Genomic DNA, 26,652 nt, shown 5'->3' with positions numbered 1-26,652 from the left:
CTTGGAGGCGCTCTCAGACTGGATAAATCCACTGCTCGGGAACGCGGACCGAAATTGCTTCTCCGGCTTCGATCACACCAGGCTTCTCCACCCAGGCAACCAGGCCGCGCAGGCGCTTCGCCACCTTTGGGAACAGCAGTGAACCGGCATCCTGGTCTTCCATGCGGGCATTTTCAGCGATCGAACGACCGGAAAGACGGCATGGACCGTTCTGCGCGTCGATCTTCAACGTCACCCCACCGGCAAAGAACAGCAGCGTGGCCGAGGGCAGCATCGACAGGTTCGGCAGGCCGTCGATAACGAGATTGGCGCCGATCCATTCGGGCCTTATCTCGGCAAGCCCCATGCGCTCGGCGACCACGGCCAGTTCATCGAAGGCGACGATCGACACCTGCCGTTCATTGCGGATTTCCGTGCCGCGCGGATACCACGGCTCACGCCCACCCGACCTGCGTGTCTGACCACCATGGAAGTCTCCCGGTATGCCGTCAAAGCCGAGCTGCAGCCGCTCTACCGCGCTGGTCTGGAAATCATCGGATGGCGCGGCATAGAGGCCGGCGACTTTGGCGCTGAGCTTCTTGCCCGGCACGATCTCGGGCTGTGTATCGAGCATGGTCTACCTGTCACAGTCTGCACATTTGGAGGCGCAACCTGTCGCAATGCCCTCATGCGGTCCAGTCGAAAGCGCTGATGAACCGATGAAGGTTTCTGATGCAGGGCGCCTACTGCATTTTCAAAAGTGCGCCACCAATTGAATAGCCGGCACCGAAGGCACACAGCAGTCCGAAATCACCCGGCTTCATATCGGCATGATTTTCGCTGAGCGCGATGATGGCGCCAGCACCCGCCGTGTTGCCCAGCCGCTCAAGCACCATCGGTGCGCGATCGTGCCCCACTTCGTGGCCAAAGGCCAGCTTCAGGATCATGGCATTCATGCGCGCATTGGCCTGGTGCAGCCAGAACCGGCGGATGCCATCGGGCGTCAAGCCATGCTCGGCCAGGAACTCGACGATGAATTTGTGGCCGGCGACGGTGACTTCCTTGAACACCTTGTTGCCGACCTGCTTGATCATGTTTCCCTCGAGATCGATCATATAGGGATCGTCCTGCGTGGTGCGGGTCAGATAGCCGAGATTGGTGCGTATGTTGGACGACATCTGCGTCCACAGCCTGGTGTCGAGCACTTCGAAACGACCCGGCCTTTGCTCTTCCTCCCCGACTGCTTCCACCACCATCGAGACGGAAGCGTCACCGAAGATGAAATGCGTCTGGCGGTCACGGAAATTGAGATGACCGGTGATGATTTCCGGTGTCGTCACCAACACCTTCTTCTGCGCACCCGAGCGCACAAGATTGACCGCCACATGCAGCGCCGCTGCGGCGGACGAGCATCCCAGCCCCATGTCGAAGCCGGCGCCTCTGGTGCCCAGCGCTTCCTGCATTTCGATGGCAATCGCCGGATAGGGCCGCTGCAGATGCGACGACGAGACCATGACCAGGTCGATCTCGCCGGGCTCTGTCCCGGCATGCGCCAACGCCTTGCGCGCGGAAGCGATACCGAATTCGGCTTGCAGCGACAGCGCTTCGTCCGCCCGGGCCGGCAGTCGCGGCGCCATCCGCGTCGGGTCGAGAATGCCGGTACGCTCGACGACGTGACGCTTCTTGATGCCCGAGGCATGCACGATGAAATCGGCGTCGGATTTCTGCAACGGCTCCGCGCCTGTGATCGCTCGCCTGGCGTTTTCCACATCGACCCAGGCATTGAAGCTTTCGACCAGTTCATCGTTGCTGATCGATGCTTCCGGGATTTCGACACCGATGCCGCTGATGATGACGCGATGCATGTTCAACTCGTTTTCCTGGCGGTTGGGAGCCGCGCCGGCGCCAGCATCCTGGGAGGTGATGCGGCCGGCTTTTCTATGCGGTTTACGCTACCTTCCGACCCGAAGCGAGCCTTTCCTGATCCCGCTTCGCGCATGGCTGTTGACGCTGCGTCTGCAACGCCGACGGAGATGTCGACCAATCGGCCGCGAGTTTCAGCGCGTGGCGACGATGAACAGCCTCGGGAAGCGCAGCAGCACCCTGCCGTCGACCGTCTGTGGATAAGCCTGCGCGATCTTCGCCGTGTAGTGCTCCAGGAACCGGCTCTTCTCCGCCTCGTCGAGCGGATCCAGAAACGGCTTGAGCCCTGTCGACTTCACCCATTCGACGATCGCGGCAGCATCGGCCAGCGGATGGTTGTAGACCGTGTGCCAGATGTCCAACCTGGCGGCATGCGGCTTCAGCCTGTCGTAGTAGAATGATACCGGAGGCAGCGGCGCACGCGCCGCCTTGGCGAGCTTCTCCGCAAAAGGCATCGCCGCCGCGGTTTCACGCATCAGCCGGTGCGACGGCTCATCCATGTTGTCGGGCATCTGGACAGCGAGCGCGCCGCCGGGGGACAGCAAACCGAGCAAGCGCTGCAACACTGCCGGGTGCTCCGGCAGCCACTGGAACACGGCATTGGCGAAAATGACGTCAACCGGCTCGGCCGGCGCCCAGTTCTCCGCATCGGCGAGCTCGAAGGAAAGTTCCCGCAGCCGCGCCCGCGCCTTCTCGATCATGTCTGGCGATGTGTCGAACCCGGTGACTTGCGCTTCCGGCCAGCGATCGGCCAGGAGTTCCGTGGAATTGCCCGGTCCGCAACCGATGTCGACGACGCGGCCTGGGTTCGCGACCGGCACCTGCGCAAGCAGATCGCGCGCAGGGCGCGTGCGCTCGTCCTCGAATTTAAGATAGAGCGAAGCGGACCAGTCTTTCATCGTACGAACTCCAGTCGAAAATGCTCGAAATGAAAAACGCCCCGCTTTGGGCGGGGCGTCGGTATTCTTATCGCGTCAGTCTCTTGTAGGTCATCCGGTGCGGGTTCACCGCTTCCGGGCCGAGACGACGGATCTTGTCCTTCTCGTAGTCCTCGAAGTTGCCCTCGAACCATTCGACATGGCTGTCGCCTTCGAAGGCCAGGATATGCGTCGCCAGGCGGTCGAGGAACATACGATCGTGGCTGATGATCACCGCGCAGCCGGCATAGCTTTCCAGCGCGTCTTCGAGTGCGGCCAGCGTTTCGGTATCGAGGTCGTTGGTCGGTTCGTCGAGCAGCAAAACGTTGCCGCCGGTACGCAGCATCTTGGCCAGGTGCACGCGGTTGCGCTGACCACCGGACAGGTTGCCCACCTTCTGCTGCTGGTCGCCGCCCCGGAAATTGAACGACGAGCAGTAGGCACGGGTATTGGCTTCGAACTTGCCGAGCTTGACCACTTCGGCACCGCCGGAAATCTCTTCCCAGACGGTCTTGTTGGGGTCGAGCGCGTCGCGGCTCTGGTCGACATAACCAAGCTTGACCGTCTCGCCGATACGGATGGTGCCGGCATCCGGCTTTTCCTGGCCGGTGATCATCTTGAACAGCGTGGTCTTGCCGGCGCCGTTCGGGCCGATGATGCCGACGATGCCGCCGGGCGGCAGCTTGAAGGTCAGGTTTTCGATCAGAAGCTGTTCGCCGAAGCCCTTGTCGAGGTCGGCGACTTCGATCACGACATTGCCGAGACGTTCGCCATGCGGGATGACGATCTGCGTATCGGTCGGACGGCGATTGTTGGCCTGTTCGAGCAGATTTTCAAACGCCTGGATACGCGCCTTGGACTTTGTCTGGCGAGCCTTCGGTGAGGACTGGATCCATTCGCGTTCGCGGCCGATGGCGCGCTGACGGGCATCGTCCTCGCGGCCTTCCTGCTTGAGGCGCTTGGCCTTGGCTTCCAGATAGGCGGTGTAGTTGCCCTCGTAAGGAATGCTGCGGCCGCGATCGAGCTCAAGGATCCAGCCGGTGACGTTGTCGAGGAAGTAACGGTCGTGGGTGATGAGCAGTACCGCGCCCTTGTAGGCGCGCAGATGCTTTTCAAGCCAGGCGGTGGTCTCGGCGTCGAGATGGTTGGTCGGTTCGTCGAGCAGCAGAAGGTCAGGCTCGGAAAGCAGCAGCTTGCACAGCGCCACGCGGCGGCGCTCGCCGCCCGAGAGCTTGGTCACGTCGGCGTCCTTGGGTGCGCAGGCCAGCGCTTCCATCGCCATCTCGACCTGCTGCTCCAGGTCCCAGAGGTTGAGGCGGTCCATGTCGTCCTGGAGCTTGGCCGATTCATCGGCCGTCTCGTCGGAATAGTTCATCATCAGCTCGTTGTAGCGCTCGATGATGGCCGTCTTCTTGGCAACGCCTTCCATGATGTTCTCGAACACCGTCTTGTTCGGGTCGAGCTGCGGCTCCTGCGCCAGGTAACCGACGGTCGCGCCTTCTGCCAGCCAGGCTTCGCCGGTGAACTCCTTGTCGAGCCCGGCCATGATCTTGAGGATGGTCGACTTGCCGGCGCCGTTGGGGCCGAGAATGCCGATCTTGGCATCCGGATAGAAGGACAGATGGACATTCTCCAGCACCTTCTTGGTGCCGTAGGCCTTTGAAAGGCCGGACATGTGATAAATGAACTGGCGTGCCACGCGCGCTTTCCTTGGATCGAACGGATTGGAAGCCGAATTGAACGGAGGTTGCGCGCTATTTAGGCGATGGCGACCGAAACGGCAATCGTTTAGGGCACGAAATCGCGCTCGGTCAAATGCATCGCGGACTTCTATTGATCCCCGCTCGATGCAATGGCATACAAAGTACAGGCAGGGGTGCTTCGCCAGAGTTTCCGTTCGCAGCGGAAACCTCAACAGGGAGCATCTTTATGAAGTTGCTGAACTGCACAATTGCTGCTGTTTGCGCGGCGGCGGCGCTAATACCCACCAGTACTTTTGCCGCCACGGCAACCGGCAACCTTAATGTTCGAATCAACATTCAGGGTGAGTGCAAAGTCGTCAGCGCTGCGGATCTGGACTTCGGCACCAAGGGTGTCATCGACGCCAATCTGGATCAGACGACAACGCTCTCAGTCCAATGCACCAACACCACGCCTTATACGGTGGGTCTGAATGCCGGCAACGGCGCGGGTGCGACCGTTGCCGTGCGCAAGATGACCGGACCAGCATCAGCCACCATCAACTACACGATCTACCGGGATGCCGCCCGCACCCAGCTTTGGGGCAATACGGCCGGAACCGATACCGTCGCCGGCACCGGCAACGGTGCTGCCCAGAGCATCACCGCCTATGGTCGCGTGCCGGCCCAGAACACGCCCGCTCCGGGCGTCTACTCCGACGTCGTTGCAATCACCGTGACCTACTGAACGGCGAAGGAGGGAAACGACATGCATCCTTTGCTGAAAGGACTTGGCGGGGTAGTCGCTTTTGTCTTGTCAGGCCTGCCTCTGGCGGAGGCCGCTTCGCTCCGCGTAGCACCGACAACGGTGGAGCTTATCGGGCCCGACAGTGCGGCCACTCTCAACTTACGCAATGAGGCTCGTGGCCCGCTCAACGTGCAGGTCCGTGTTTTCCGATGGACGCAGCAAGGTGGCTCGGAGCAACTCGAGCCCACATCCGAAGTCGTGGCCAGCCCGCCATCGATGAAGCTCAAACCCAACGAGGACTACACGATCCGTGTCGTGCGTGTCGACAAAACGCCGGTCGCAAGCGAGGAAAGCTACCGTGTGGTGGTCGACGAACTTCCTGACCCTTCCCGCAAGAAAGCCGGCACCGTCAATCTGGTGGTTCGACACATGATCCCGGTGTTCTTTCGAAACGCCGACGCCGGCGGCTCGCAAGTGACATGGAAGCTTGCCCGTTCAGGCAGCGGCTTGATGTTGATCGGCGAGAACAAAGGCGGCAGCAGGCTGCGCCTGTCCGATCTGACCTTGACGCAAGGTGGAAAGGCGATCGCCAGCCGCAAGGGTCTTGTCGGCTACGTGCTTGGGGGTTCTGTCATGCAATGGCCGGTGGGGGCAGCCGGACGGCTTGGCACAGGGACGGTGAAGCTCTCCGCACAAAGCGGCGCCGGCCCCATAACGGCAAGTGTCGCGACCAGCCGCTAGGCTGTCATTCTGTGTGCTGGCTTCGGTTTTCGTCTTGTCTTCCGCATCGTCGGAACCACAGGCAACCGACATAACGGATCCGCAGCCGGCAACGACAGCGACACGGGATCTCTACCTAGAGGTCTTCATCAATGATGCGTCGACCAACCTGATCGGCAATTTCAAACAATTGCCTGACGGCCAGCTTGCCGTGGCCCCGCAGGAACTTTCCGAGGTGGGTCTGAAGCCTGTCGACAGTGCAAAGGCGGACGACGGCCTCGTCATCATCGATCGGTTGCCGTCGGTCTCATTTCGCGTCGATGAGGCCAGCCAGCGCATTTTCATCGCGACGTCCGACGATGCGCGGCAAGCGAAGGTGGTTGACGTCGACGCAAGGGAAAAGCGCGACCGCCTTGAGCCGCGTTCCAGCTATGGCGGCGTGCTCAACTATTCACTCTTTGCCAGTTCGAACACGCTGTTCGACAAGCAAGCTGATCTCTTTCAAGGTATTTCAGGCAGCTTCGACGCGCGACTGTTCAGCCCATACGGCACGCTGAGTCAGTCCTTCATCGCAGGCTATTCGGACAACGAGTTCGACACGTTTCGCAGGCTCAAGACGACATGGTCCTACTCGGACCCGAAGAGGATGGTGACCTATCGGGCCGGGGATTTCACTTCCGGCGGCCTCGCCTGGACACGGCCGGTCTATCTCGGCGGCATGCAGATCGAGCGCAATTTTGCTTTGCGCCCGGATCTCGTGACCTTGCCGTTGCCTTCCTTTTCCGGCACGGCCGCCGTCCCCTCCACGCTGGAAATCTATACCCAGAACACAAGGAGCTATGCCGGGGAGGTGGCCGCAGGTCCTTTCGAGGTCGTCAACATCCCCGCCTTCACTGGACAAGGCCAGGCGCGGGTTGTGATCCGCGACAGCCTCGGCCGGGAGACCGCGACGACGCTGCCCTATTACTCCTCCAGCATGCTGCTGCGCCGCGGCCTGCTCGATTTCTCCGCCGAGCTTGGTTTCCCCCGACGCAATTTCGGCATTGAATCCAACACCTATGACCAAAGGCTCATGGGCTCGGTCAGTGCCCGCTACGGGCTCACCGACTGGCTGACGCTGGAAGGTCACGCCGAAGGCGGCGCGGATCTCATCAATGGTGGCGCCGGCATCGCCTTTCCCCTCGCGGGTTACGGCGCGGCGTCAATGGCGGTTGCCGGCAGCTATCACGACGGACGTTCGGGCTCGCTGGTAAATGCAACGGTGGAGCTCGGCTATGAAGGATGGACCTTCTATGGACGCATCCAGCGCGTCTTCGGGAATTACCAGGACATAGCCGCCGTTACCGCCGAACCTGCCTTGGGGCGGGACGGCCTGCCGCTCTTCAGCGCCGGAGTGCCCCGCGCAATCGACCAGGCGACGCTGAGCATCCCGATGCCGCTCGATCTGTCCAGCCTGACGCTTTCCTTCACCAATTTCGAAGATGCCGAGGGTGAGCGCAACCGGATCGTCGGTGTCTCCTACAGCCAACAGATTTTCGAGCGCAGCACCATCTATGCCACCGCCTTCAAGGACATCGAAAACGAGGACAGCTTTGGCATATTCGCCGGTCTCTCCATCCCGTTCGACGACAACATCACCGCCTCCACCGGTGTCGAAAACGGCCCGGACGGAACGCGTGGCTTTGCCGATCTCACCAAATCGGAACAGTTTGAAAACGGCAGCGTCGGCTGGCGCGGAAGGAAAAACACCGCACCGGTCGGCAGCCGTGAGCTACCGCTCTTCCATCGGGCGAGCCGAAGCCGCCGTCGAGCAATTCGACAAGGATATCCGCGCCACGGCGCAGCTGGAGGGTGCGGTTGCCGTCGCGGGTGGAAGTGTCTTCGCGACCAACCGGATCGACGATGCTTTCGCCGTGGTCGACGTCGGCGCACCCGACGTCGAAGTCCAGTACCAGAACCGCCCGGTGGGCAAGACGGGCAGGCGCGGCAAGATCATAGTTCCCGACCTGCACTCCTACGAGGACAACACGGTCTCAATCAATCCCGGCAATCTGCCCGTCGATGCCGACATTCCTGCGACGAAAGAGATCGTGGTGCCGGCCGACCGCAGCGGCGTGGTCGTCGACTTCGGCGTTTCCGACAAACCCGCCGCCGCGCTGGTTTCTTTCGTCGACGCCGGCGGCGCTCCCCTGCCTGTCAGTTCCACAGGCACACTGCCGGGCAATCCAGAACCTTTCGTCATCGGCTATGACGGCGAAGCCTATATCCGTGCGCTCAAGAGCGACAACAGCGTCACCATCGATCTCGGCGACGGCAACTCTTGCCAGGCAACGTTCCCGTATCGAGCCAATCCGGGCAAACAGGTGGTGATCAGGAAGGTGGTATGCCAGTGAGGCTTTCTCTTGGAACCATGGCAGGTCTCTTCCTTGGCATTTCACTTCCTTCAGCGGCGTCCGCACAAAGCTGCACTTTCGGCATCTCTGCAATGAATTTTGGCCAGGTGGACACGCTGTCCGGCGTGCAGACGAACACCACTGCCAATATGAGCGTGAGCTGCACGGGGACGTCGTTGTCGAGGATCCTGATATGCCCCAATCTGGGCGAAGGCTCCGGTGGAGCGACGGCATCCAGCAGGCAGATGCTGAACGGTACGAATATCATGAATTTCCAGATCTATTCGGATGCGAGCCGCAGCACCGTCTGGGGTTCCTACCTCTGGCCCTATCCGTCCCGCCCTCCAGTTCTTGCCATGACACTCAGCCTGCTGGGTTCGGGAACCGGCAGTGCCGTGCTCTACGGCGCCGTGCCCGGCGGTCAGGGCACCGTCCCGCCGGGCAGTTATCTGTCCGCCTTTTCCGGCAGCCATGTGGAATTCCGCTACCGGTATTCCGCAACCAGCAACGACTGCACCGTCACCACCGGCGTCGTCGTTGCCCGGCCGTCCTTCAACACCACCGCAACGGTGGCGGCGAACTGCCTGATCTCGACGCAGCCCGTCGACTTCGGCACAACCGGTGTGTTGACCGGCAATGTCGATGCAACCGGACAGGTTGCCGTCAGTTGCACGCCCGGAACGACCTATTCCGTAGGCCTCGGCAATGGCCAGACCGGCACGGGTCCGACCAGCCGCCGCATGGCTCTCGGCACCCAGGGCATAACCTACGGGCTCTACAGGGATACCGCCCGCAGCCTTCCCTGGGGAAACACGATCGGCACCAATACGGTCTCAGGCACAGGCACAGGTGCCGCTCAGGGCATTCCCGTCTATGGGCGTGTGCCGCCGCAGACCACGCCGGCGCCGGGCACCTATACCGACACCGTCGTGGTCACGGTGACGTATTGATCCGCCATAGCCCCCACAAGGTATAAGCGCGATCTATCGGTCCCATCCAGCATTCCGATTTCAAGCCTGTCATGGCAGCACATAGCTGAGGTCTATCCGCAACAGAGGACCTCCTTCATGAAACGTCGCTCCCTTCTTGCCGCCACGGCACTTGGCCTGCTTATCGGCACCGCAATGCCGACCTTCGCCGAAGGCAACGGCGCGCAAGCGACAGCTTCCTATCTGCAAGCCGCCGACACCTACTCTTTCCCGCTCGGTGACATCGAGATTACGGCCCTGTCGGATGGGACTGTCCCGCAGGATCTGCACAAGCTGCTGACCGGAACGTCGCAATCCGAGGTCGATGGGCTTCTCGACCGCTCCTTCCTGACCAATCCGGTCGAAGCGTCCATCAACGTCTATCTGCTGCGCACCGGCGATCGGCGCATTCTCGTCGACACCGGCTCCGGCTCGCTATTCGGTCCGGGCTTCGGCGGCAAGCTGCACGACAGTCTCGCCAGCATCGGCGTGAAGCCGGAGGACATCACCGATATCCTGATCACCCACGTCCATACGGATCACACCGGTGGTTTGGTCGAGGACGGGAAACCGGCTTTTGCCAATGCGACGGTATACGTCGGCACGCCCGACATCGATTTCTTCCTCGACCCGGCCAACGCGCAAAGAACGGGTTACGACCGGCGTTACTTCGACGAGGCTGAAAAGACAGTCGGCGTTCTGGCGAAAGCCGGCAAGGTCAAAACCTTCGCTGACAACGAAACCATCCTGCCCGGCATCGTGGCGAACCTCCACCCCGGACACACTCCCGGTACAGCCTTCTTCACCGTATCGGACAAAGGACAGTCGATCGTCTTCGTTGGCGACATCGTCCATGTGGAATCGGTGCAGTTTCCCAAGCCGGCGATCACCATCGTCTACGACGTGAAGCCAGACCAGGCGGCGGCAGTGCGAAAAGAGGTGTTTCCCGATTTCGCCAAGACGCGCCAGCTCATAGCCGCGCCGCATCTGCAGTTCCCGGGGGTTGGTCATATCCGCGCCGAGGGAAATGGCTCCTACAGCTGGCACCCGGTCGAATACCGAAACCGGACCGGAGCAGCCGGACAATAGGCTGGGCCGGTCAATTCGACATCGACCGGCCTTGCGCCTTGGCGGTCAGGAAAACCTGCTCGCGCAACCAGCTATGGGCGGGATCCCCACTCATACGCTGATGCCAGAACGCTGACAGCTGGAACCGCGCAAGCTCCAGCGGTGGTTCGAACAGATCGAGCGACGACGTGAAACGCTCCAGGAAGCGGCGTGGCAAGGTGCAGATGCAATTGCTGTTCATCAGGACGAGCGTGGCCAGCGCATAGCTCTGCACCGATACCGTCACCCTGCGCTCGCGCCGCAAACCCGCAAGCGCCTCGTCGACCATTCCGGTGAAGTTGCCACCGTCCGCGGAAATCAAGAGATGGTCGAGCGAGCAGAATTCGTCGAGATCGAACGGCCGGTTGCCCCTCGGATGGCCGCGGCGTTGTGCCGTTACGAACTCCTCGTCGAACAGGGCACGGCCGATCAGGCCGTTGGCGACACATTCGGCGAGGCCAAGATAAAGATCGACCTCCCCCTCTTCCAGCGATGCCGCGATGCGCGGCTTGTCCGGCAGGACGAGCGCGACACGGAGGTTCGGCGCCACCGCATTGAGGTGCGGTATCAGGTCCGGGGCCAGGATCGCCGCGGGATTGTCGGTCGCCGCGATGCGAAAAACGCGCTGGCTTGTCGCCGGGTCAAACACCTGCGCGGCATTCGTGAAGTCGCGCAGCCGTTCAATCAGCTTGGTCAGCTCCGGCTGCAGCGCTGCCGCATGAGGCGTCGGCGTCATGCCGCGACCGGACGCTGCCGGCGTCAGCAGCGGATCGCCCAACACGTGCCGGAGCCGCGTCAGCCGCGCGGAAAGCGCCGGCTGTGTGATGCCAAGCCGCGCGGCCGCATGGGTGACGTTGCGATCACGCAGCAAGGCGTCGAGCGCCAGGAGCAGGCTGCCGTCGATTTCGAGCAGACGTTCGTGCAAGCAGATGCGCCTTCCTGAATGAAACGACCGGGTGAAGTCCGCGATCAGCGGTTGCGATCACATAGGCACGGACGGGCGGTGATTTAAGCCTGGAAACCGGCAAGTCCACGAAAGATTGTCTTGAGGCCTTGTTCTTTCGATGGCCTTCCCTAGATTGGCGCAACAACACCATTGGAGTTTCGCTGACATGTGACAGCCCCTCGCTGCCTTCACCGCTTCGGTTACGCAACGAGTGTCCCATGTCTGCATCCATTACGCTTGCCAGCCTTGGCTGGTCCACGCCTGACGGCACCTCCCTTTTTTCCGATATCAACCTGAGTTTCGGGCCTGAGCGCACAGGACTTGTCGGGCGCAACGGCACCGGCAAGACGACGTTGCTGCGCCTGATCACCGCAACACTTCCACCACGAGCGGGTACAGTCCGGATTCACGGCACGTTGGGTTGGATGCAGCAGGAAATTCAGGCGTGCCCCGGCAAAAACGTCGATGATCTGTTCGGCGTTTCATCCGCGCTGGCGGTCCTGGATCGTGCGGCTGCCGGAAAAGCCAGCACGGAAGAACTGGCAGACGCGGACTGGACGCTGCCGATGCGGATCGAGACAGCACTTCTGCGCTGCGGTCTGGAAATCGACCTGAAGACACCCCTCTCCACCTTGTCCGGAGGCCAGCGTACTCGTGCGAGCCTTGCCGCGCTGATCTTTCAGGAGCCGGATTTCCTGTTGCTGGACGAGCCCACCAACAATCTCGACCGCGCCGGACGACGGGCCGTGATCGATCTCCTCAAAGGCTGGCGGGCCGGTGCGATCGTGATCAGCCACGACCGCGAACTGCTTGAGGAGATGGACGCCATCGTTGAGCTCAGCACCCTCGGGGCAACCCGCTACGGTGGAAACTACAGCGCCTATCAGGCGCGCAAGGCCGAGGACCTTCAAGCCGCCGATCGCAAATTGGCGGATGCCGAAAAGCAGCTCACCGCAGCAAAACGCAATGCCCAGCAGGCGCTGGAGCGTAAAGCACGCAAGGATCGCGTGGGACTGAAGTCCCGCGCACGCGGGGACCAGCCGAAGATCATGCTCGACGCAGCAAAGGGACGATCGGAAGCTTCAGGCGGAGCAAACGCACGCTTGCGCGACCTGCGACGTGACACAGCCCAGGACGCAGTGTCGTCGGCCAGGGCTCAGGCCGAAATCCTTCAGCCGATCCGGATGGATATCCCCTCGACGGGCCTGCCGCAGAACAGGCAGGTTCTCAGGCTGAATACGGTGACGGGAGGACACCATCCGGCACATCCGACAATCCGCGACCTGTCGCTGTCCATCACAGGCCCGGAGCGCGTTGCAATCACCGGGCCCAATGGCTGCGGGAAAAGCACTCTTCTTTCGTTGATCGTCGGCAAACTGGAGCCGCAACACGGCAGCATCGACCTCAACGTTTCTCATGCCTTTTTCGATCAGGGTGTCGAGTTGCTCGACCCAGGCGAGTCGCTGCGGGACAACTTCCTGCGCCTGAATCCCGACGCCAGCGAAAACGAATGCCGGGCAGCCCTGGCACGTTTCAGGTTCCGGGCCGATGACGCTCTCCAGGAAGTTCGTGCACTCAGCGGTGGCCAGAGACTGTGTGCCGGTCTCGCTTGCGTGCTGGGCCGCACCATGCCGCCACAACTCCTGCTTCTGGACGAACCGACCAATCATCTCGACCTGGACGCGACCGACGCCTTGGAGGCTGCTTTGCGGGCCTACGACGGAGCCATTCTGGTGGTCAGCCACGACGAAGTTTTTCTCGATAGCATCATCCTGGATCGGCGACTGGATCTCGGATCCAGTCAACAAGGCTGAACCGTGGTGGTCAGGCCCGCTGGCGGGCGACCTTGATCTGCGGCAGGTCGCGGGTCAACGCGCGAAAGCCGACGCCGTAGTACATGTTGCGGGCAGCAACGTGCGCCGACGCGCCAAGACAGGCAACCAGCATGTGCCCGGCGCCGACGGCTTTTGCCCGATGCATGCCATGCAATTGCAGGGCAGTACCCAGTCCCCGCCGACGGAAATCCCCATGCGTTCCCACGGGTTCGAATTCAGCAGTCTGTGTCGCCGCGTCCAGCCAGATGATCGCGGTCGCCGCCAGTGTGCCGTCGGGCGCCTCGACCAACACGTGCAGATCAGCTCGATACGGCCAGGTCCCCTGCACGCGCCCGAAAGCTGCCTCGCTCAAGCTCGACGATTGCCAGGCATCGCGATGCGCCTTGACGGCATCAACCCGGGACACATCCTCGGCCGTCAGGAACCGGAAGCCTGCGGGCAGGACTGGCTCCGGCAGATCAGTCAGTTCACGCCTGTTGAATTGTACCCATGATCCATCATCGGCTCCTGCCTCTGTATCGAACACGTAGCCATGCCCGGGGACGATAGCCTGCGCGTTCGTGTCCGCTGACTGTATCGTCAGCAGCCGGTCGACGCCGTCGGCGACCATGTCATACCAGTCCAGGATTTCGTGCAGCAGCTCCGGCTGATCCGGATGCGTCTGCCAGATCAGATTGGCGGCCGTGGCCTGGCGAAAGGTCCCATCTCCGCGCGGAATCCGGTACGGAAGATGAACCCATCCCCACGCAGCCAGCTTGCCACCGACGAGCCACTGCCGCTGCCGCCAGAACGGGCCGAGGACGTCGAAATCCTTCCCCCAGACCCAGGCCAGTTCACCAACGGTTGCATCGGCGTTGAGCAATTCCGGCCGCAGGGCGGTCACCTGCTGGGCAAGACCCTGCATCAGCCGCAGGTCATTCATGCAAAGATTCTCCATGCCGGCAACGTGGCAAAGCCGAGCCAGCGTGTCGAGACATCGGCGGTCCGCATTGCCGGACAGATCGCTGCATCGTCCGGTCGCCGGATATACGTTGGTATAAACGACCGATGCCAAAGCATAACGATCCATCCGACCAAGATACTGGTGCCGGCCTCGCACAAGGCGTAAGCCGTCACCGTCGAGCGAAGGGGCTGCTGCCCTGCCGCGACCCTAGAGGAAGCTGGAACCATGCCTAGCGACAGTAGTCGAGAAAGCACGCCGCTGCGGCCGTCTGGTCGAGACTAGTTCCTGGTCTCGCCTTTGACGCCGTGGTGGCGCGTCAATGAGGTGAGACATGAAAATCATTACTTTTGCCCATCGCTGTCTGCGGGCACTCATCGGCCCGTGGGGCCGGCTTGCCCATCAGTCACACCCGGCGATCGAAACAGCCGTCCCGGTCATCCGCATGCCTCGGCAGGCGGTATCGAAGCCGATCGTGCGCTGGCGGATGAACCCTGTTTCGGGGCGGCTCGAATGCCGCTGGACCGTCACCGGAAATCAGTCCGCCGATGGCATCGAACCTTCGGGCTTCGAACGCCTCGGGGCCATTCTTTCGTTCCGGGAAAACGCGAGGTCATGGAATTAGCCAATGACGCCATCGCTATACATATCCGTCACGCGACGAAATCAGTCCGCCGCCGAGTAATCCGCGGCGGACTTCCCGCAACAGTTTCAACAGCCACCGTGATCGCTGGCTCCAACCAGCTTGCCTGCGCTCTCCCTGCGTGCGGTCGCTGTGCCACGCCCCGATCTCCCGGAACCACCAAGGACCAAGACCATGAACATGATGCTGAAGGGTGCGCCTCCGGCCGCCCGAAGAGAGGACAGGAAACTGTCCATGCGGGCGGTGCGCGAAGCGCAGAACGCCGTCGATACCACGCTCGCCAACTTCAAGGGGCGGCTCGACGGACTGACCGTCGCCGAGGCCTTTGAACGCCTGGCCAAGGACGGCCCCAACGAGGTCGCGCACGACAAGCGTCCTCATGCGATCGTCCAGTTCCTGCTGGCGTTCAAGAACCCCTTCATCCTGGTGTTGATGGTGCTGGCCGCCATCAGCGCCTTCACCGATATCTGGCTGCCGCTGCAGGCCGGCGAGGACGCCGATCCCACCAAGGTCTCCATCATCCTGCTCATGGTGGTGACGAGCGCGGTCATGCGCTTCGTCCAGGAGTATCGCTCCGGCAAGGCGGCCGAGGCTTTGAAGGCGATGGTTCGCACCACCGCCACCGTCCTGCGTCAGGTCAGCCCGAACACCAAACCTGATCTTATCGAAGTGCCGATGGCGCAGGTGGTGGCGGGCGATATCATCCGGCTTTCTGCCGGCGACATGGTCCCCGCCGATATCCGCCTCATTGAATCGCGCGATCTTTTCATCAGTCAGGCAGCGCTGACCGGCGAGGCCTTGCCTGTCGAAAAGTACGATACCCTGGGCGCTGTCGCGCAGAAATCCGCTGGCGCCGTCGCGCATGACCAGATGGATCTCCTCGACCTGCCCAACATCTGCTTCATGGGCACCAATGTGGTCAGCGGTACGGCAACCGCCATTGTGGTCGCCACCGGGCCGAGGACCTATTTCGGCTCGCTTGCCAAGGCCATCTCCGGCTCGCGTGCGCAAACTGCCTTTGATCGCGGCATCAACAGCGTGAGCTGGCTTCTCATCCGCTTCATGATGGTAATGGTGCCGATCGTCTTCCTCATCAATGGCATCATGAAGGGCGACTGGGTCGAGGCCCTGCTCTACGCGCTTGCGGTCGCTGTGGGCCTGACACCCGAAATGCTGCCGATGATCGTCTCCTCCAACCTCGCCAAGGGCGCCGTCGCGATGGCGCGACGCAAGGTCGTGGTGAAACGCCTGAACGCCATCCAGAACTTCGGGGCGATGGACGTGCTGTGCACCGACAAGACCGGCACGCTCACGCAGGACAAGATCATCCTGGAGCACCATGTCGACGTGCACGGCAGGAGCAACGAGGGCGTCCTGCTGCTCGCCTGGCTCAACAGCCATCACCAGAGCGGGGTGAAGAACCTGATGGATCAGGCGGTCATCCGGTTTGCCGAACATGTCCCGGGTATCGTCCAGACAAACTCAACCAACCGGAAGATCGATGAATTGCCGTTTGATTTCGTGCGCCGGAGATTGTCCGTCGTCGTCGAAAACGTCAGCGGCCAGCACCTGCTGATCTGCAAGGGTGCCGTGGAAGAGATGCTGGCGATCTCGACCGCGATCAAGGATGGCAAGGCTGTTCGTCCGCTTGGAGAAGCCGAGCGCAACGCCCTTGTCGACATGGCCCGCGCCTACAACCGTGACGGCTTCCGCGTGCTTGTCGTGGCAACACGCGAGATCACAAACGCCGCCCGCAAGACGCGCTACGAGGTTTCCGACGAGAACGACATGGTCGTCCAGGGCTTCCTCACGTTCCTCGATCCGCCCAAGGAGACCGCGGGCCCTGCGATCAAGGCGCTCGCCGAGCATGGCGTGACGGTGAAGGTCCTGACCGGCGACAACGAGGTGGTCACCGCCAAGATCTGCCGGGAGGTCGGTCTCGAGCCCGGCCAGCCGGTTCTCGGCCGCGAGATCGAGACGCTGGATGACGCGGCCCTCGGCCGCATCGTCGAGGAGCGGACGATTTTCGCCAAGCTGACGCCGCTGCAGAAGTCGCGTGTGCTGATGGCATTGCAGGCCAATGGGCACACCGTCGGCTTCCTCGGCGATGGCATCAACGATGCACCCGCACTGCGCGACGCCGATGTCGGCATCTCTGTCGACAGCGGCACCGACATCGCCAAGGAATCCGCTGATATCATCCTGCTTGAGAAGAGCCTGATGGTGCTGGAGGAAGGTGTCGTCAAAGGTCGTGAGACGTTCGGCAACATCATGAAGTACCTGAACATGACGGCGAGTTCGAACTTCGGCAACGTGTTCTCGGTACTGGTGGCAAGCGCCTTCATTCCGTTCCTGCCGATGCTCGCCATCCATCTGCTCATCCAGAACCTGATGTACGACATCTCGCAGTTGTCGCTGCCCTGGGACCGGATGGACAAGGAATTCCTCAAGAAGCCACGAAAGTGGGACGCAAGGAACATCGGCCGTTTCATGCTCTGGATCGGACCGACCTCTTCGATCTTCGACATCACCACTTTCGCCGTGATGTGGCATGTCTTCGGCGCCAACAAGCCGGAACTGCAGTCGCTGTTCCAGTCCGGCTGGTTCATCGAGGGCCTGCTGTCGCAAACGCTGGTGGTGCACATGCTGCGCACCCAGAAGATCCCGTTCATCCAGAGCACGGCCGCCCTGCCCGTGATGCTGATGACCGGACTGGTCTGCGTGCTCGGCATCTACATTCCGTTCTCGCCGCTGGGCGCGATGGTCGGGTTGCAGCCGCTGCCATGGGAGTACTTCCCCTGGCTCGCCGGAACGCTGCTCAGCTACTGCATTGTCGCGCAGACAATGAAGACGATCTACATCCGCCGCTTCGGCCAGTGGTTCTGATCCTGACAAAAGGTTCGGGCGGCCGGTCCGCCCGAACCTGATCTCAACACCGAAAAGTCGATTGCTGCAGGCGCCCGCCCGTTTGCGGGCGCATCGCGGAGGTTCCCATGCGGACTGGAAAAGTGCACTCCGGCTCGAGCTGGCTCCTCGAACTTGCCAACCGCCATCTGTGCTGGGCATTCGCGGCAACCGGTGCCGCGCTCTTTGTGATCACTGTGCGCCTTGCACGCGGCGGCCTGCTCACACGCGCGCAATCTGTGTATCTGATGCGCAACGCGATGCATCTTCATGGTCTTGCCATTCGCATGTTGCGACGGCAACGCTGATCATCGATGGATCGCCGTCATCTGCGTGCAAACAGGGCCTTGTATGCGCGCGAGGACAATTGAGACAACGCCATGAAATTCCTGCAGACGTTTGACTTCTATCCTTTCCTGGACACGGTCGTGGCACTTGCCGCGGCCTTCGTACTTGGAACGCTGATCGGCGCGGAACGCCAGTATCGCCAGCGGACGGCGGGTTTGCGCACCAATGTTCTCGTCGCGGTTGGCGCCGCGGCCTTCGTCGACCTTGCCCAGCGGATCGCCGGCACGACGGAAGCCGTGCGCGTCATTTCCTATGTCGTTTCGGGCATCGGCTTTCTCGGCGCCGGCGTGATCATGAAGGAAGGCATGAATGTGCGCGGCCTCAACACGGCTGCAACGTTGTGGTGCTCGGCCGCGGTAGGCGCCTGCGCCGGGACCGACATGATCGCAGAAGCGGCCCTGCTCACCGTTTTCGTGCTTGCTGGCAACACGCTGCTGAGGCCGCTCGTCAACATGATCAACCGCATCCCCATCGATGACCGAGCCACAGAGGCGACCTACGAAGTCAGCATCCTCTCCAGCCGCGACGCCATGCCGGACATGCGTGACCTCCTGGTCGAACGCCTGGAACAGGCGAACTATCCGGTCAGCGACGTCGAAATTGTCGATCGTGGTGACGATACGGTCGAGATCGTGGCCACTCTTGTCTCGACGGCCGTCAACCCGCATGAGATCGAGGAGGTGACCTCCTATCTCGCCAAACAGGCCGGCGTCTCCAACGCAAGCTGGGACGGCAGCACCAAGGACTGAGGGCCTCGCCTTCTGTGCTCCGCTATTTGCTCCGGCACGGCTTGCATAATGCGGGTTTTGACGGACTATCGCAGCGATGGAAAATAGACGGGGGACCCAGATGCGGCGCAACCAGTTGCTCGTCGCGGCAGCGCTTCTGGTGGCGATCGCGGCCATCTTCGTCGCGGACACCGTGACCGACTATGCGATCGCAGCCGCGGTTTTCTACACGGCCGTCATCCTTTTTGCGACCCGCGTTCTGCCTGCGCGCAGTGTCGTTGTGCTGGCCTGCGTCTGTATCGCGCTGACGCTGTTGAGTGTCGCCCTCACCCATTCCGGTGCCTATGAGGTGGGCGTCGTCAACACCGCCATCAGCATCGTGGCCATCGGCGTGACCACATATCTGTCGCTGAAGCTCGTGAACGCCGAAGCAGCCGCCCATGAGAGCCGCGAACGATTGCTGCGCATGGCACGCGTCACCAGCCTTGGCGAATTGACCGCCTCCATTGCCCATGAGGTCAACCAGCCGCTGGCGGCGGTCGTCACAAGCGCCGGCGCTTGCAAGCGCTGGCTGGCTCAGGATCCACCCAACATCGAAAGCGCCCGCCGAACCGTGGACAGGATTGTCGAGGAGGCAAACCGAGCGAGCGCGGTAATCACGCGCGTGCGTGGGCTGGCAAGCAACAAAGCGTCGGAGAAAACCCCCTTCGACCTCAATGGGCTTGTCCGCGAGATTGTCGGCCTCGCGCATGACCAGATCGACCGCCACGACATCGCGCTCAGGCTCTACCTTCCGGAGAACCTGCCGATGGTGCTGGCCGACCGCGTCCAGATCGGGCAAGTGGTCGGGAATCTGGTGCTCAATGCCGTCGAGGCAATTGCGGCCTCTTCAAGCCAGACCGGGGAGCTGGAGATCACCACCGAAAGCGACAGCCACGACAGGATCCGTTTCTCGGTGGCCGATACCGGCATCGGGCTGCGCGCCGGCGAAGCGGAACATCTCTTCGACGCCTTCTGGACAACGAAGAAAGATGGCATCGGACTGGGGCTGACCATCAGCCGCTCGATCATCGAAGCCAATGGCGGTCGCATCTGGGCAGAGCCGAATGAAGTAGGTGGCGCCGTGCTTTCGTTCAGCCTGCCGGTTGCCGGAGGTCCGAAGCAATGAATGGCCATACGTCCGGACATCTTGATGAGGAACCGATCGTCTACATCGTCGATGACGACCGCTCGGTCCGTGAATCGCTTGAGGATTTGCTTGCCTCCGTCGCGCTTCGCGCCCGGTCCTTCGGCTCCGTGCAGGACTTCTTGAACACCGATCTGGCTGAGGCACCGAGTTGCCTGGTGCTCGACGTCCGCATGCCGGGTCAGAGCGGCATGGATTTTCTCTCCCATATGACCGGCCTGGGCCTGCATTTGCCGACAATCATGATCACAGGCCATGGCGACATTGCCATGGGCGTCAAGGCGATGAAGGATGGCGCGATCGAGTTCCTGACCAAGCCGTTTCGTGACCAGGATCTGCTGGATGCCATTCAGCGCGGCATCGAGATCGACAAGATCAGGCGTCTCAAGGATGTGACCGAAGCCGAACTGCAGCAGCGCTGGAAAACCCTGTCTCCGGGAGAACAGGATGTGGCCCGGCTGGTCGTCCAGGGACTGCTCAACAAACAGATCGCAGCGGAACTGAAAGTCAGCGAAATCACCGTCAAGGTGCGTCGCAGCCACCTGATGCGGAAAATGGGGACACGGACGCTCGCCGATCTGGTGCGGATGTTCGACCGTATCCACGCAACCTGACGACACCGCCGGCTGGAGGGCCTGCGTCACACCGGCTCGGCGATGAAACGCGCGCGATACTCGGTCGGGCTTATGCCCATCTGCCTGCGAAAATGATGCCGCAGCGTATGGGCGCTGCCAAAGCCGACGGTTTCCGCGATGGCATCCATGTTCAGGCGCTGCTGACAGAGAAGCTGCTTGGCCCAGGCGACGCGTTCTTCCGTCAGCCACTCGCCGGGTGACGTTCCGGTCGCCTCTGTAAAACGGCGCAGGAAGGTCCTCAGGCTCATCGAACATTCCAAGGCCATCTCCTCGACCGTCCAGCGCAACTGCAGACTGGCCCGCAACCTGTCGAGCAGCGGTGCGATCTCCGCGCTTTTGCGTTGCGGCACGGGGCGCTCCAGGAATTGCGCCTGCCCACCGGCGCGGTGTGCCGGCATCACCAGCCGCCGCGCGACCGAGTTCGCAGCGGCCGCACCGAAATCCCGCCGCACGATCTCGATCATGAGGTCGATGCCTGCGGCACTGCCCGCGGAGGTGAAGATGCGGCCATGATCGCGATAAAGCGAGGTGTCATCGACTTCGATTTCCGGATAGCGGCGGCGAAGCTCACCCGCATAACGCCAATGCGTGGTTGCCGTACCGCCATCGAGGAGACCGGTCGCTGCCAGCACAAAGGCTCCTGAACAGATCGAAGCCAGACGCGCACCGCGGGCATGTGCGTCGCGAAGTCTTCGGCAAAGTTGCTCGGGAACCGGAGCCTCGGCGCCCTTCCAGCCAGGCACGACGATGATGTCGGCCTGCTCGATCAAGTCTGGTGCGGCATCGGCCACCAGGGTGAAACCGCCATGAGCACGCAATGGCCCGTCGTCGACCGGGCAACTGGCGAAGCGATACCATCCAGGCCCCATCTCCGGCCGTGCGAGGCCGAAAATCTCCGCGATGATCCCGAACTCGAATGTGCACAGGCCATCGTAGAGCAGCGCAACGACGAGTGGGCCCGAAGTAGGGGAGGTATTTGGCATGATCTTTACGTATATTGTCATTCACGCCAATTGCAAGGTGATCTCCTGGCACGGGATAAACAGCCATCACAACAGGAGATCGCCATGCCCACCGCCGTGACAGCAACCAGGCCTGCCGCCAGCGACCGTGCCAGGGAACACTTTGCCAGCGAGTTCGAGTTCGAAACCGATTGCTGGGATGTTCACGAGGCAATGAGCCAGGGCACGGATTTCGTGCTGCTCGATGTCCGCAGCCCTGCCCTCTACGCCAAGGGCCATGTGCCGGGCGCGATCAACCTGCCACATCGCAAGATCATCGCCTCCAAGATGCAGCAATGGAGCGAAGACACCATCTTCGTCACCTATTGCGCTGGTCCGCATTGCAATGGCGCCGCTCGCGGTGCGCTTCGCCTCGCGGACCTAGACAGGCCGGTCAAGATCATGACTGGCGGACTTGTCGGATGGCTGGACGAAGGTTTCGAAGTAGCGACGGGAGAATGATCGCCCGTGACGCCTTCATCAGGCGTTCGACGCAGCGACAAAAACCGCCAGTTGAGCCTCGAAAGCACGCTTGTAGGCCGGACGGGCTTTGCTGCGGGCGACATAGCCGGCAAGGTTCGGATATTCCTCCACCAGACCTGTTCCATCAAGCCTGCGCAGCACCGTCACCATGATCAGATCGCCTGCGCTGAATTCTCCATCCAGCCAGTCGGCGTCACCAAGCCGTCTCGATAGCTCGCCGAGCCGTATTCTGACACGGTCTTCAAGCATGGGCACAAGTTCGCCGAGCCAGGGCTTGTCACCCGCCACATAGGGTGCTTGTTCGAGCTCGACGATCGGCGGTTCCATCGTGTTGAGTGCCGCAAACATCCATGTGATCGCGCGGCCCCGGGCATTGGGGTCGTTCGGCAACAGACCAGAACGACGCTGCGCAAGGTGAAGGATGATAGACCCGCTCTCGAACAGGGTAAGATTACCCTCTTCATAGGTCGGGATTTGCCCGAAAGGCTGGAGTGCCAGATGTGCCGGCTGCTTCATCTGCTTGAAAGAAACGAGCCGAACGTCATAAGGCTGCCCCACTTCTTCGAAGGCCCAGCGCAAGCGCATGTCGCGTGCGTGCCCCTGCCCCTCGTCAGGTGACATGGCGAACGCCGTAATGGTTGGAATCATTGGAGCTCTTCTCGCGGCGGTTGTTCGTGATTCATCCCAAGGACGAACCAACAGCCCTGCTTCCGACAGCTCGCTCCGGTTTTGTTATGATGCGTTTCGATGAAGGCCGACTTTGCGTCTGGCCTTCATCACCGGGTCAAGACGCACAGACCTGGCGCTCCTCCAAGGTCCGCCGCAGGTTGAAGACAACCTGCTAGTTCCGCGTTCCCAGCGCCAGACGAGCCGCCAGTCCGGTAAAGACCGTCGCCAGGAGATATTGGGGAAGCTTGGGAAATCTGCGAAAGCCGAAAAGGGAGCGCTGAATCCTACTGCCGAGCATCACCACGGCGCCATTCACGAAAAAACCTATGCCGTTCAGCACCGTGGCCAGCACCACCATTTGCAAAAGCAGCGAACCGTGAGCCGGATTCACGAATTGCGGAAACAGCGCCAGCACAAACAATGCCACTTTCGGATTGAGCAGATTGGTAAGCAGCCCTTCCGTGAATATCCGCCTGTCGGAAATTTTCCGGAGCGCAGTGGAAGGCGCAAAGGCAGACCCCTCGCTGCGCAATGTCTTGTAGGCCAGATACAGAAGATAGGCGCAGCCAGCCCAGCGCACGATTTCATAGGCGACAGGCACGGCCACGAACAGCTGCGACAGCCCAAGGCCCGCCGCCAACGCATGACAATAAGTACCAGCTGCAATTCCGGCATAGGTGAGAAAGCCGGCCGAGCGCCCCTGGCTGATACTTCGGGAGGCAATCAGCAGCATGTCAGGGCCAGGCGTCGCAGTCAGCACAAGCGCCGCGCCCGCAAACAGAATGAGAGTCGAGAAATCCGGCATGATCAGTTCCTTTTTGGACGTGAGCCGGAATTCTTCTTTAGCAAGTCACCTCGGCCTGGCAAATGGTTTTGATGGTCGCCAGGCAAAGTCGCGGAAGCTTTTGTGCGTTCCCAGCGTGTTACGGTCTACGATATCGGGAAAGACTATTGACGCAGAGGCAAACTTATTTCAGCGATGCCCGCTGGTATTTTTCAGCGGTCGGAGCTAGGAAAGCAGCCATGGCTGACCAGGTGATGGAAAAGGTGCGGACACCACGCGGTGCCGAACGCCTGCGCATCGACAAGTTCACGGCCAGACGCGTGGAACTGGCCGAGGCAGCGCTCGAGACTCTGGCTGAACTTGGCTATGCACGCACCAGCCTGCGCGAGATCGCTCAGAAGTCTGACTTCACGCACGGCGTACTGCACTATTACTTCACCGACAAGGTCGATCTGATCAGTTGCTGCGTTCGCCACTACAAGGCCAAATGCGTCACCCGCTACGATCAGGTCACGGCCACCGCCAAGACACGCGAAGCCCTGCTCGAAGGTTTCCTGCTCAAGCTGGCGGAGACGCTGCGGGAAGAATCCGGCATGCACCGGCTATGGTACGACCTGCGCGCGCAGGCGCTGTTCGAGGACGTCTTCCGTGAGGACGTCACCGAGATCGACCAGAGCCTCGAGGACATGGTGTGGCGGGTCGCCTCGCGTTATGCCGAACTCGGCGGCAAGGAGCCGGTGGTTTCGCCTGCCGCGCTTTATGCCGTTTTCGACGGACTGTTCCAGAAATATCTCCTGAAACATCTGTCAAATGACGAACAGGCTATCCCGGACCTGCTCGTCGAAGTCCGCCGCCTGCTGCCGATGGTGGCTTGAACTGGCGGCATGCCTCCGGCCTGCAACGGAAGCAGGCTTGGATAACCTACTGCAATCCCACCCGATCCACTTCGCCGCGCGGGCAACCGGCATTGTCGGTCGGTGCCGAAGCCAGCATCAGATCCTTCAACGAGCTGTTCGGCCCGATCGGCCCTGCAAGGCCCAGCGTCAGTTCGCCGATCATGCGCCGGCCCCGATCATCAGAGCAGGCCACGCGCACACGATCACCGGTGCCTTTGCCGAAAGCGCTGTCGAAGGCATCGCGGATCTGGTTGGCCGTCAGCTCTTCGCCGATATTCTTCTCGAACAACGCGCGCACCGGTGACGCATTGACCTGCCGCATCAGCGCCAGTGCGTCGGCAAAATAGGCCTGTTGGTCCTTGCCATAGCAGCTGCCGTGCTTGATCCATTCATGCCGGTCCAGCTGCGAAGCGGTCCCCGGCATCACCTTGTCGAGTTCGGCGCGTGTCGCTTTGTCGAGATTGACTGCCGGCAGGTCCCGCCAGTTGCCTTTGTCACTGGCACGATCAGCCGAACTTACCCCGCAGTAGAAATTGCCGTTCGGCTGCGGCCACAGGCCATGAAGGGTGAAGTTCGTCGCCGCGAAGCTCGCATCCGTCATGGTACGGCATTCCGTCTTCCTCGATTTGATCTCGCAGAAGGCCGGCTGCCAGGAGATCGCGAAGACGTATTCAGGCTTGCCGGCAGCCGCCTTCTTCTGCGGTGCGACCGGCTCCACGGGAGCTGCGGGAGCAGTTGGCGCGCCAGTGGCACCCGCAAGGTGACCACAACTCACCTTGACCCAGCGCCGCTCCGGATCAGCCCCAGGCACGCGGATCATATAGTGCGTCGGCTCGTCCTTGTTTCCAGCGATGAGGTCATAGCTCTGCCCGGCTTCGGTGCCGACGTTGCCGGGGTTATTGCCATTCTTGATCGACTGGGTCGCCGGACAGGCTGCGTCCGCCACGAAGGTGCCGTCGAGTTTCGTTTCCGCCTGAGCCACCCCCATCATGACGACAACGCCGAGCATCGCTCCAAGACCAAGCCAAGTCCGCATGCACAAATCCCTCTCGTTAAGTATTGCGCATCTGCCCGACCGACATGTCAGAATTGCGATGCATGTGCTGCCGCTCTTTCCCCAGCGGTATCATGATGGCTGATTGACGCTAAACGGCTGCGGGCGCAAACAAAAGGCTGACGATGTCATGAGCGCGGATTCAACCGTGCCAGGGGAGGAGAAGACGATGCCGTTCAGCGACCAGCGCGCCCTTGCTTCACCCACCGGTGCATCGCTCAATCTTTATGCGCGCAGTGCGGAAGGCAAGGCACGGGGTGTTGTGCAGATCAGCCACGGCCTCGCCGAACACGCCGCACGTTATGCTGGCTTCGCCGATTTCCTCGCCGCTCGCGGCTATCACACCTATGCGCACGACCATCGTGGCCACGGTTACACCACCGCCCCCGATGCTCCACTCGGCAAGTTCGGCGATCCGAACGGCGGCGACAAGGTCGTTGCCGATGTGCTTGCCGTTCACGATCACATCGCAGCGGAACATGTGGGGCTCCCGGTCATCGCTTTTGGTCATTCGATGGGCGGGCTGGTCGCACTCAACTTCGTCCAGAAGCATTCGACGCGCATACAAGGCGCCGCGATCTGGAACGCCAATTTCACCGCCGGTATCAGCGGCCGCGCAGCGCTCGCCATCCTGGCCTGGGAAAGGTTCCGGCTGGGTTCCGACGTGCCATCGCGCTTGTTGCCTCGGCTCACCTTCCAGGCCTGGGGTAAGGCCGTGCCAGGACATCGCACATTGTTCGACTGGCTTTCGCGCGACCCGGCCGAAGTCGACAAATATGTTGCCGATCCTTTGTGTGGCTGGGACGCCTCGGTATCGCTGTGGCGCGACCTGTTCGGCTTCATCTTCAACGGCGCCGACGACAGCCGCTTTGCAGGCATAGCCAGGAGCCTGCCCGTCAATCTCGCCGGAGGTGAAAAGGACCCGGCAACCGGCGGAGGCAAGGCAGTCGAACAGCTCGCCGGCCGAATGCGCGGGATGGGCTTTTCGAATCTCGTTTCAAAGGTTTACGCCGAAACGCGGCATGAAAGCCTGAACGAGGTGAATCGAAACATCATCATGGAAGACTTCGTCACCTGGGCGGACAAGGTCACGGTTTCGCACTGAGTTCCTGTCAATTGCTGCGCTGGTCCATCGCAAGAACCGTGACACGAAGCGCACGTATTGC

Annotated in this window: 25 protein-coding genes and 1 pseudogene; 16 read left to right on the top strand and 10 right to left on the bottom strand. The window is 61.5% G+C overall.

Going from position 1 to position 26,652, the window contains the following annotated elements; translation table 11 throughout:
- Positions 1–13 precede the first annotated feature (13 nt).
- The 4 genes from ACFWYE_RS09920 to ettA all read right to left on the bottom strand — a co-directional run bounded on the left by ACFWYE_RS09920 (position 14) and on the right by ettA (position 4,518).
- Positions 14–613 carry an MOSC domain-containing protein gene (locus tag ACFWYE_RS09920; protein ID WP_379111068.1) on the bottom strand — a complete coding sequence of 200 codons (600 nt, stop codon included), beginning with the start codon at positions 611–613 and terminating at the stop codon, positions 14–16.
- A 109-nt stretch (positions 614–722) separates the two neighbouring features.
- Positions 723–1,844: a beta-ketoacyl-ACP synthase III gene (locus tag ACFWYE_RS09915; RefSeq protein WP_379111413.1), complete on the bottom strand. Its 1,122-nt coding sequence runs from the start codon at positions 1,842–1,844 to the stop codon at positions 723–725.
- A gap of 192 nt (positions 1,845–2,036) precedes the next feature.
- The gene (gene tam / locus ACFWYE_RS09910; protein ID WP_379111066.1) at positions 2,037–2,801 is read right to left on the bottom strand and encodes a trans-aconitate 2-methyltransferase; all 765 of its coding nucleotides are present in this window, start codon (positions 2,799–2,801) and stop codon (positions 2,037–2,039) included.
- A 67-nt stretch (positions 2,802–2,868) separates the two neighbouring features.
- Complete coding sequence (ettA, locus tag ACFWYE_RS09905) at positions 2,869–4,518, bottom strand: energy-dependent translational throttle protein EttA (RefSeq protein ID WP_129414194.1); 1,650 nt, start codon at positions 4,516–4,518, stop codon at positions 2,869–2,871.
- Positions 4,519–4,748: 230 nt separating this feature from the next.
- On the opposite strand from ettA, the gene ACFWYE_RS09900 reads away from it, so the two are divergent.
- The 6 genes and pseudogenes from ACFWYE_RS09900 to ACFWYE_RS09875 all read left to right on the top strand — a co-directional run bounded on the left by ACFWYE_RS09900 (position 4,749) and on the right by ACFWYE_RS09875 (position 10,416).
- A complete protein-coding gene (locus ACFWYE_RS09900; RefSeq protein ID WP_379068454.1) occupies positions 4,749–5,246 on the top strand; it encodes a spore coat U domain-containing protein in 498 nt (165 codons plus the stop codon).
- 21 nt (positions 5,247–5,267) lie between these two features.
- A complete protein-coding gene (locus ACFWYE_RS09895; RefSeq protein WP_379068452.1) occupies positions 5,268–5,987 on the top strand; it encodes a molecular chaperone in 720 nt (239 codons plus the stop codon).
- A gap of 625 nt (positions 5,988–6,612) precedes the next feature.
- A pseudogene (locus ACFWYE_RS09890) lies at positions 6,613–7,128 on the top strand (fimbria/pilus outer membrane usher protein); the annotation flags it as partial.
- Between the two features lie 319 nt (positions 7,129–7,447).
- Complete coding sequence (locus ACFWYE_RS09885; protein WP_379111411.1) at positions 7,448–8,359, top strand: fimbria/pilus outer membrane usher protein; 912 nt, start codon at positions 7,448–7,450, stop codon at positions 8,357–8,359.
- Entirely contained in the window at positions 8,350–9,309 is a 960-nt protein-coding gene (locus ACFWYE_RS09880; protein ID WP_379111064.1) for a spore coat protein U domain-containing protein, read from the top strand. The genes ACFWYE_RS09885 and ACFWYE_RS09880 overlap by 10 nt, the downstream gene beginning before the upstream one ends.
- Before the next feature lie 117 nt (positions 9,310–9,426).
- The gene (locus ACFWYE_RS09875; RefSeq protein WP_379111062.1) at positions 9,427–10,416 is read left to right on the top strand and encodes an MBL fold metallo-hydrolase; all 990 of its coding nucleotides are present in this window, start codon (positions 9,427–9,429) and stop codon (positions 10,414–10,416) included.
- Between the two features lie 10 nt (positions 10,417–10,426).
- Here the strand turns inward: ACFWYE_RS09875 and ACFWYE_RS09870 are convergent, their stop codons facing one another.
- Complete coding sequence (locus ACFWYE_RS09870) at positions 10,427–11,359, bottom strand: LysR family transcriptional regulator (RefSeq protein ID WP_379111060.1); 933 nt, start codon at positions 11,357–11,359, stop codon at positions 10,427–10,429.
- 239 nt (positions 11,360–11,598) lie between these two features.
- On the opposite strand from ACFWYE_RS09870, the gene ACFWYE_RS09865 reads away from it, so the two are divergent.
- A complete protein-coding gene (locus ACFWYE_RS09865; protein WP_379111409.1) occupies positions 11,599–13,194 on the top strand; it encodes an ABC-F family ATP-binding cassette domain-containing protein in 1,596 nt (531 codons plus the stop codon).
- A 10-nt stretch (positions 13,195–13,204) separates the two neighbouring features.
- On the opposite strand, the gene ACFWYE_RS09860 is transcribed toward ACFWYE_RS09865, so the two are convergent.
- A complete protein-coding gene (locus ACFWYE_RS09860; protein WP_379111058.1) occupies positions 13,205–14,137 on the bottom strand; it encodes a GNAT family N-acetyltransferase in 933 nt (310 codons plus the stop codon).
- A gap of 352 nt (positions 14,138–14,489) precedes the next feature.
- Between ACFWYE_RS09860 and ACFWYE_RS09855 the strand changes: the two genes are divergently transcribed.
- From ACFWYE_RS09855 to ACFWYE_RS09830, 6 genes are all read left to right on the top strand, one after another.
- Entirely contained in the window at positions 14,490–14,780 is a 291-nt protein-coding gene (locus ACFWYE_RS09855) for a hypothetical protein (protein ID WP_379111056.1), read from the top strand.
- Positions 14,781–14,972: 192 nt separating this feature from the next.
- Positions 14,973–17,684 carry a magnesium-translocating P-type ATPase gene (gene mgtA, locus ACFWYE_RS09850; RefSeq protein ID WP_379068435.1) on the top strand — a complete coding sequence of 904 codons (2,712 nt, stop codon included), beginning with the start codon at positions 14,973–14,975 and terminating at the stop codon, positions 17,682–17,684.
- 107 nt (positions 17,685–17,791) lie between these two features.
- A complete protein-coding gene (locus ACFWYE_RS09845) occupies positions 17,792–18,010 on the top strand; it encodes a hypothetical protein (RefSeq protein ID WP_379068433.1) in 219 nt (72 codons plus the stop codon).
- Positions 18,011–18,082: 72 nt separating this feature from the next.
- Positions 18,083–18,799 carry an MgtC/SapB family protein gene (locus tag ACFWYE_RS09840; RefSeq protein ID WP_379068430.1) on the top strand — a complete coding sequence of 239 codons (717 nt, stop codon included), beginning with the start codon at positions 18,083–18,085 and terminating at the stop codon, positions 18,797–18,799.
- 100 nt (positions 18,800–18,899) lie between these two features.
- Entirely contained in the window at positions 18,900–19,946 is a 1,047-nt protein-coding gene (locus tag ACFWYE_RS09835) for a sensor histidine kinase (RefSeq protein ID WP_379111054.1), read from the top strand.
- Positions 19,943–20,578 carry a response regulator transcription factor gene (locus tag ACFWYE_RS09830; protein ID WP_379111052.1) on the top strand — a complete coding sequence of 212 codons (636 nt, stop codon included), beginning with the start codon at positions 19,943–19,945 and terminating at the stop codon, positions 20,576–20,578. The genes ACFWYE_RS09835 and ACFWYE_RS09830 overlap by 4 nt, the downstream gene beginning before the upstream one ends.
- A gap of 26 nt (positions 20,579–20,604) precedes the next feature.
- On the opposite strand, the gene ftrA is transcribed toward ACFWYE_RS09830, so the two are convergent.
- Positions 20,605–21,582, bottom strand: coding sequence for a transcriptional regulator FtrA (gene ftrA, locus ACFWYE_RS09825; RefSeq protein WP_379111050.1), 978 nt, complete (start codon positions 21,580–21,582; stop codon positions 20,605–20,607).
- Between the two features lie 84 nt (positions 21,583–21,666).
- Between ftrA and ACFWYE_RS09820 the strand changes: the two genes are divergently transcribed.
- Entirely contained in the window at positions 21,667–22,062 is a 396-nt protein-coding gene (locus ACFWYE_RS09820; RefSeq protein ID WP_379111048.1) for a rhodanese-like domain-containing protein, read from the top strand.
- 18 nt (positions 22,063–22,080) lie between these two features.
- On the opposite strand, the gene ACFWYE_RS09815 is transcribed toward ACFWYE_RS09820, so the two are convergent.
- Together ACFWYE_RS09815 and ACFWYE_RS09810 are read right to left on the bottom strand one after the other, a co-directional pair.
- Entirely contained in the window at positions 22,081–22,731 is a 651-nt protein-coding gene (locus ACFWYE_RS09815; protein ID WP_379111407.1) for a glutathione S-transferase family protein, read from the bottom strand.
- A 193-nt stretch (positions 22,732–22,924) separates the two neighbouring features.
- Positions 22,925–23,557, bottom strand: a complete 633-nt coding sequence (locus tag ACFWYE_RS09810) for a LysE family translocator (RefSeq protein ID WP_379111046.1) — start codon at positions 23,555–23,557, stop codon at positions 22,925–22,927.
- A gap of 218 nt (positions 23,558–23,775) precedes the next feature.
- Here ACFWYE_RS09810 and ACFWYE_RS09805 point away from each other — a divergent pair, with 218 nt between their 5' ends.
- A complete protein-coding gene (locus ACFWYE_RS09805) occupies positions 23,776–24,411 on the top strand; it encodes a TetR/AcrR family transcriptional regulator (RefSeq protein ID WP_379068409.1) in 636 nt (211 codons plus the stop codon).
- A 46-nt stretch (positions 24,412–24,457) separates the two neighbouring features.
- Here the strand turns inward: ACFWYE_RS09805 and ACFWYE_RS09800 are convergent, their stop codons facing one another.
- The gene (locus tag ACFWYE_RS09800) at positions 24,458–25,468 is read right to left on the bottom strand and encodes a ribonuclease (protein WP_379111044.1); all 1,011 of its coding nucleotides are present in this window, start codon (positions 25,466–25,468) and stop codon (positions 24,458–24,460) included.
- Positions 25,469–25,655: 187 nt separating this feature from the next.
- Between ACFWYE_RS09800 and ACFWYE_RS09795 the strand changes: the two genes are divergently transcribed.
- A complete protein-coding gene (locus ACFWYE_RS09795) occupies positions 25,656–26,591 on the top strand; it encodes an alpha/beta fold hydrolase (protein ID WP_379111405.1) in 936 nt (311 codons plus the stop codon).
- Positions 26,592–26,652 lie beyond the last annotated feature (61 nt).

The organism is Mesorhizobium sp. NPDC059025, assembly GCF_042739655.1.
Classification (GTDB): domain Bacteria; phylum Pseudomonadota; class Alphaproteobacteria; order Rhizobiales; family Rhizobiaceae; genus Mesorhizobium.
This window is presented reverse-complemented; position numbering and strand designations above follow the sequence as displayed.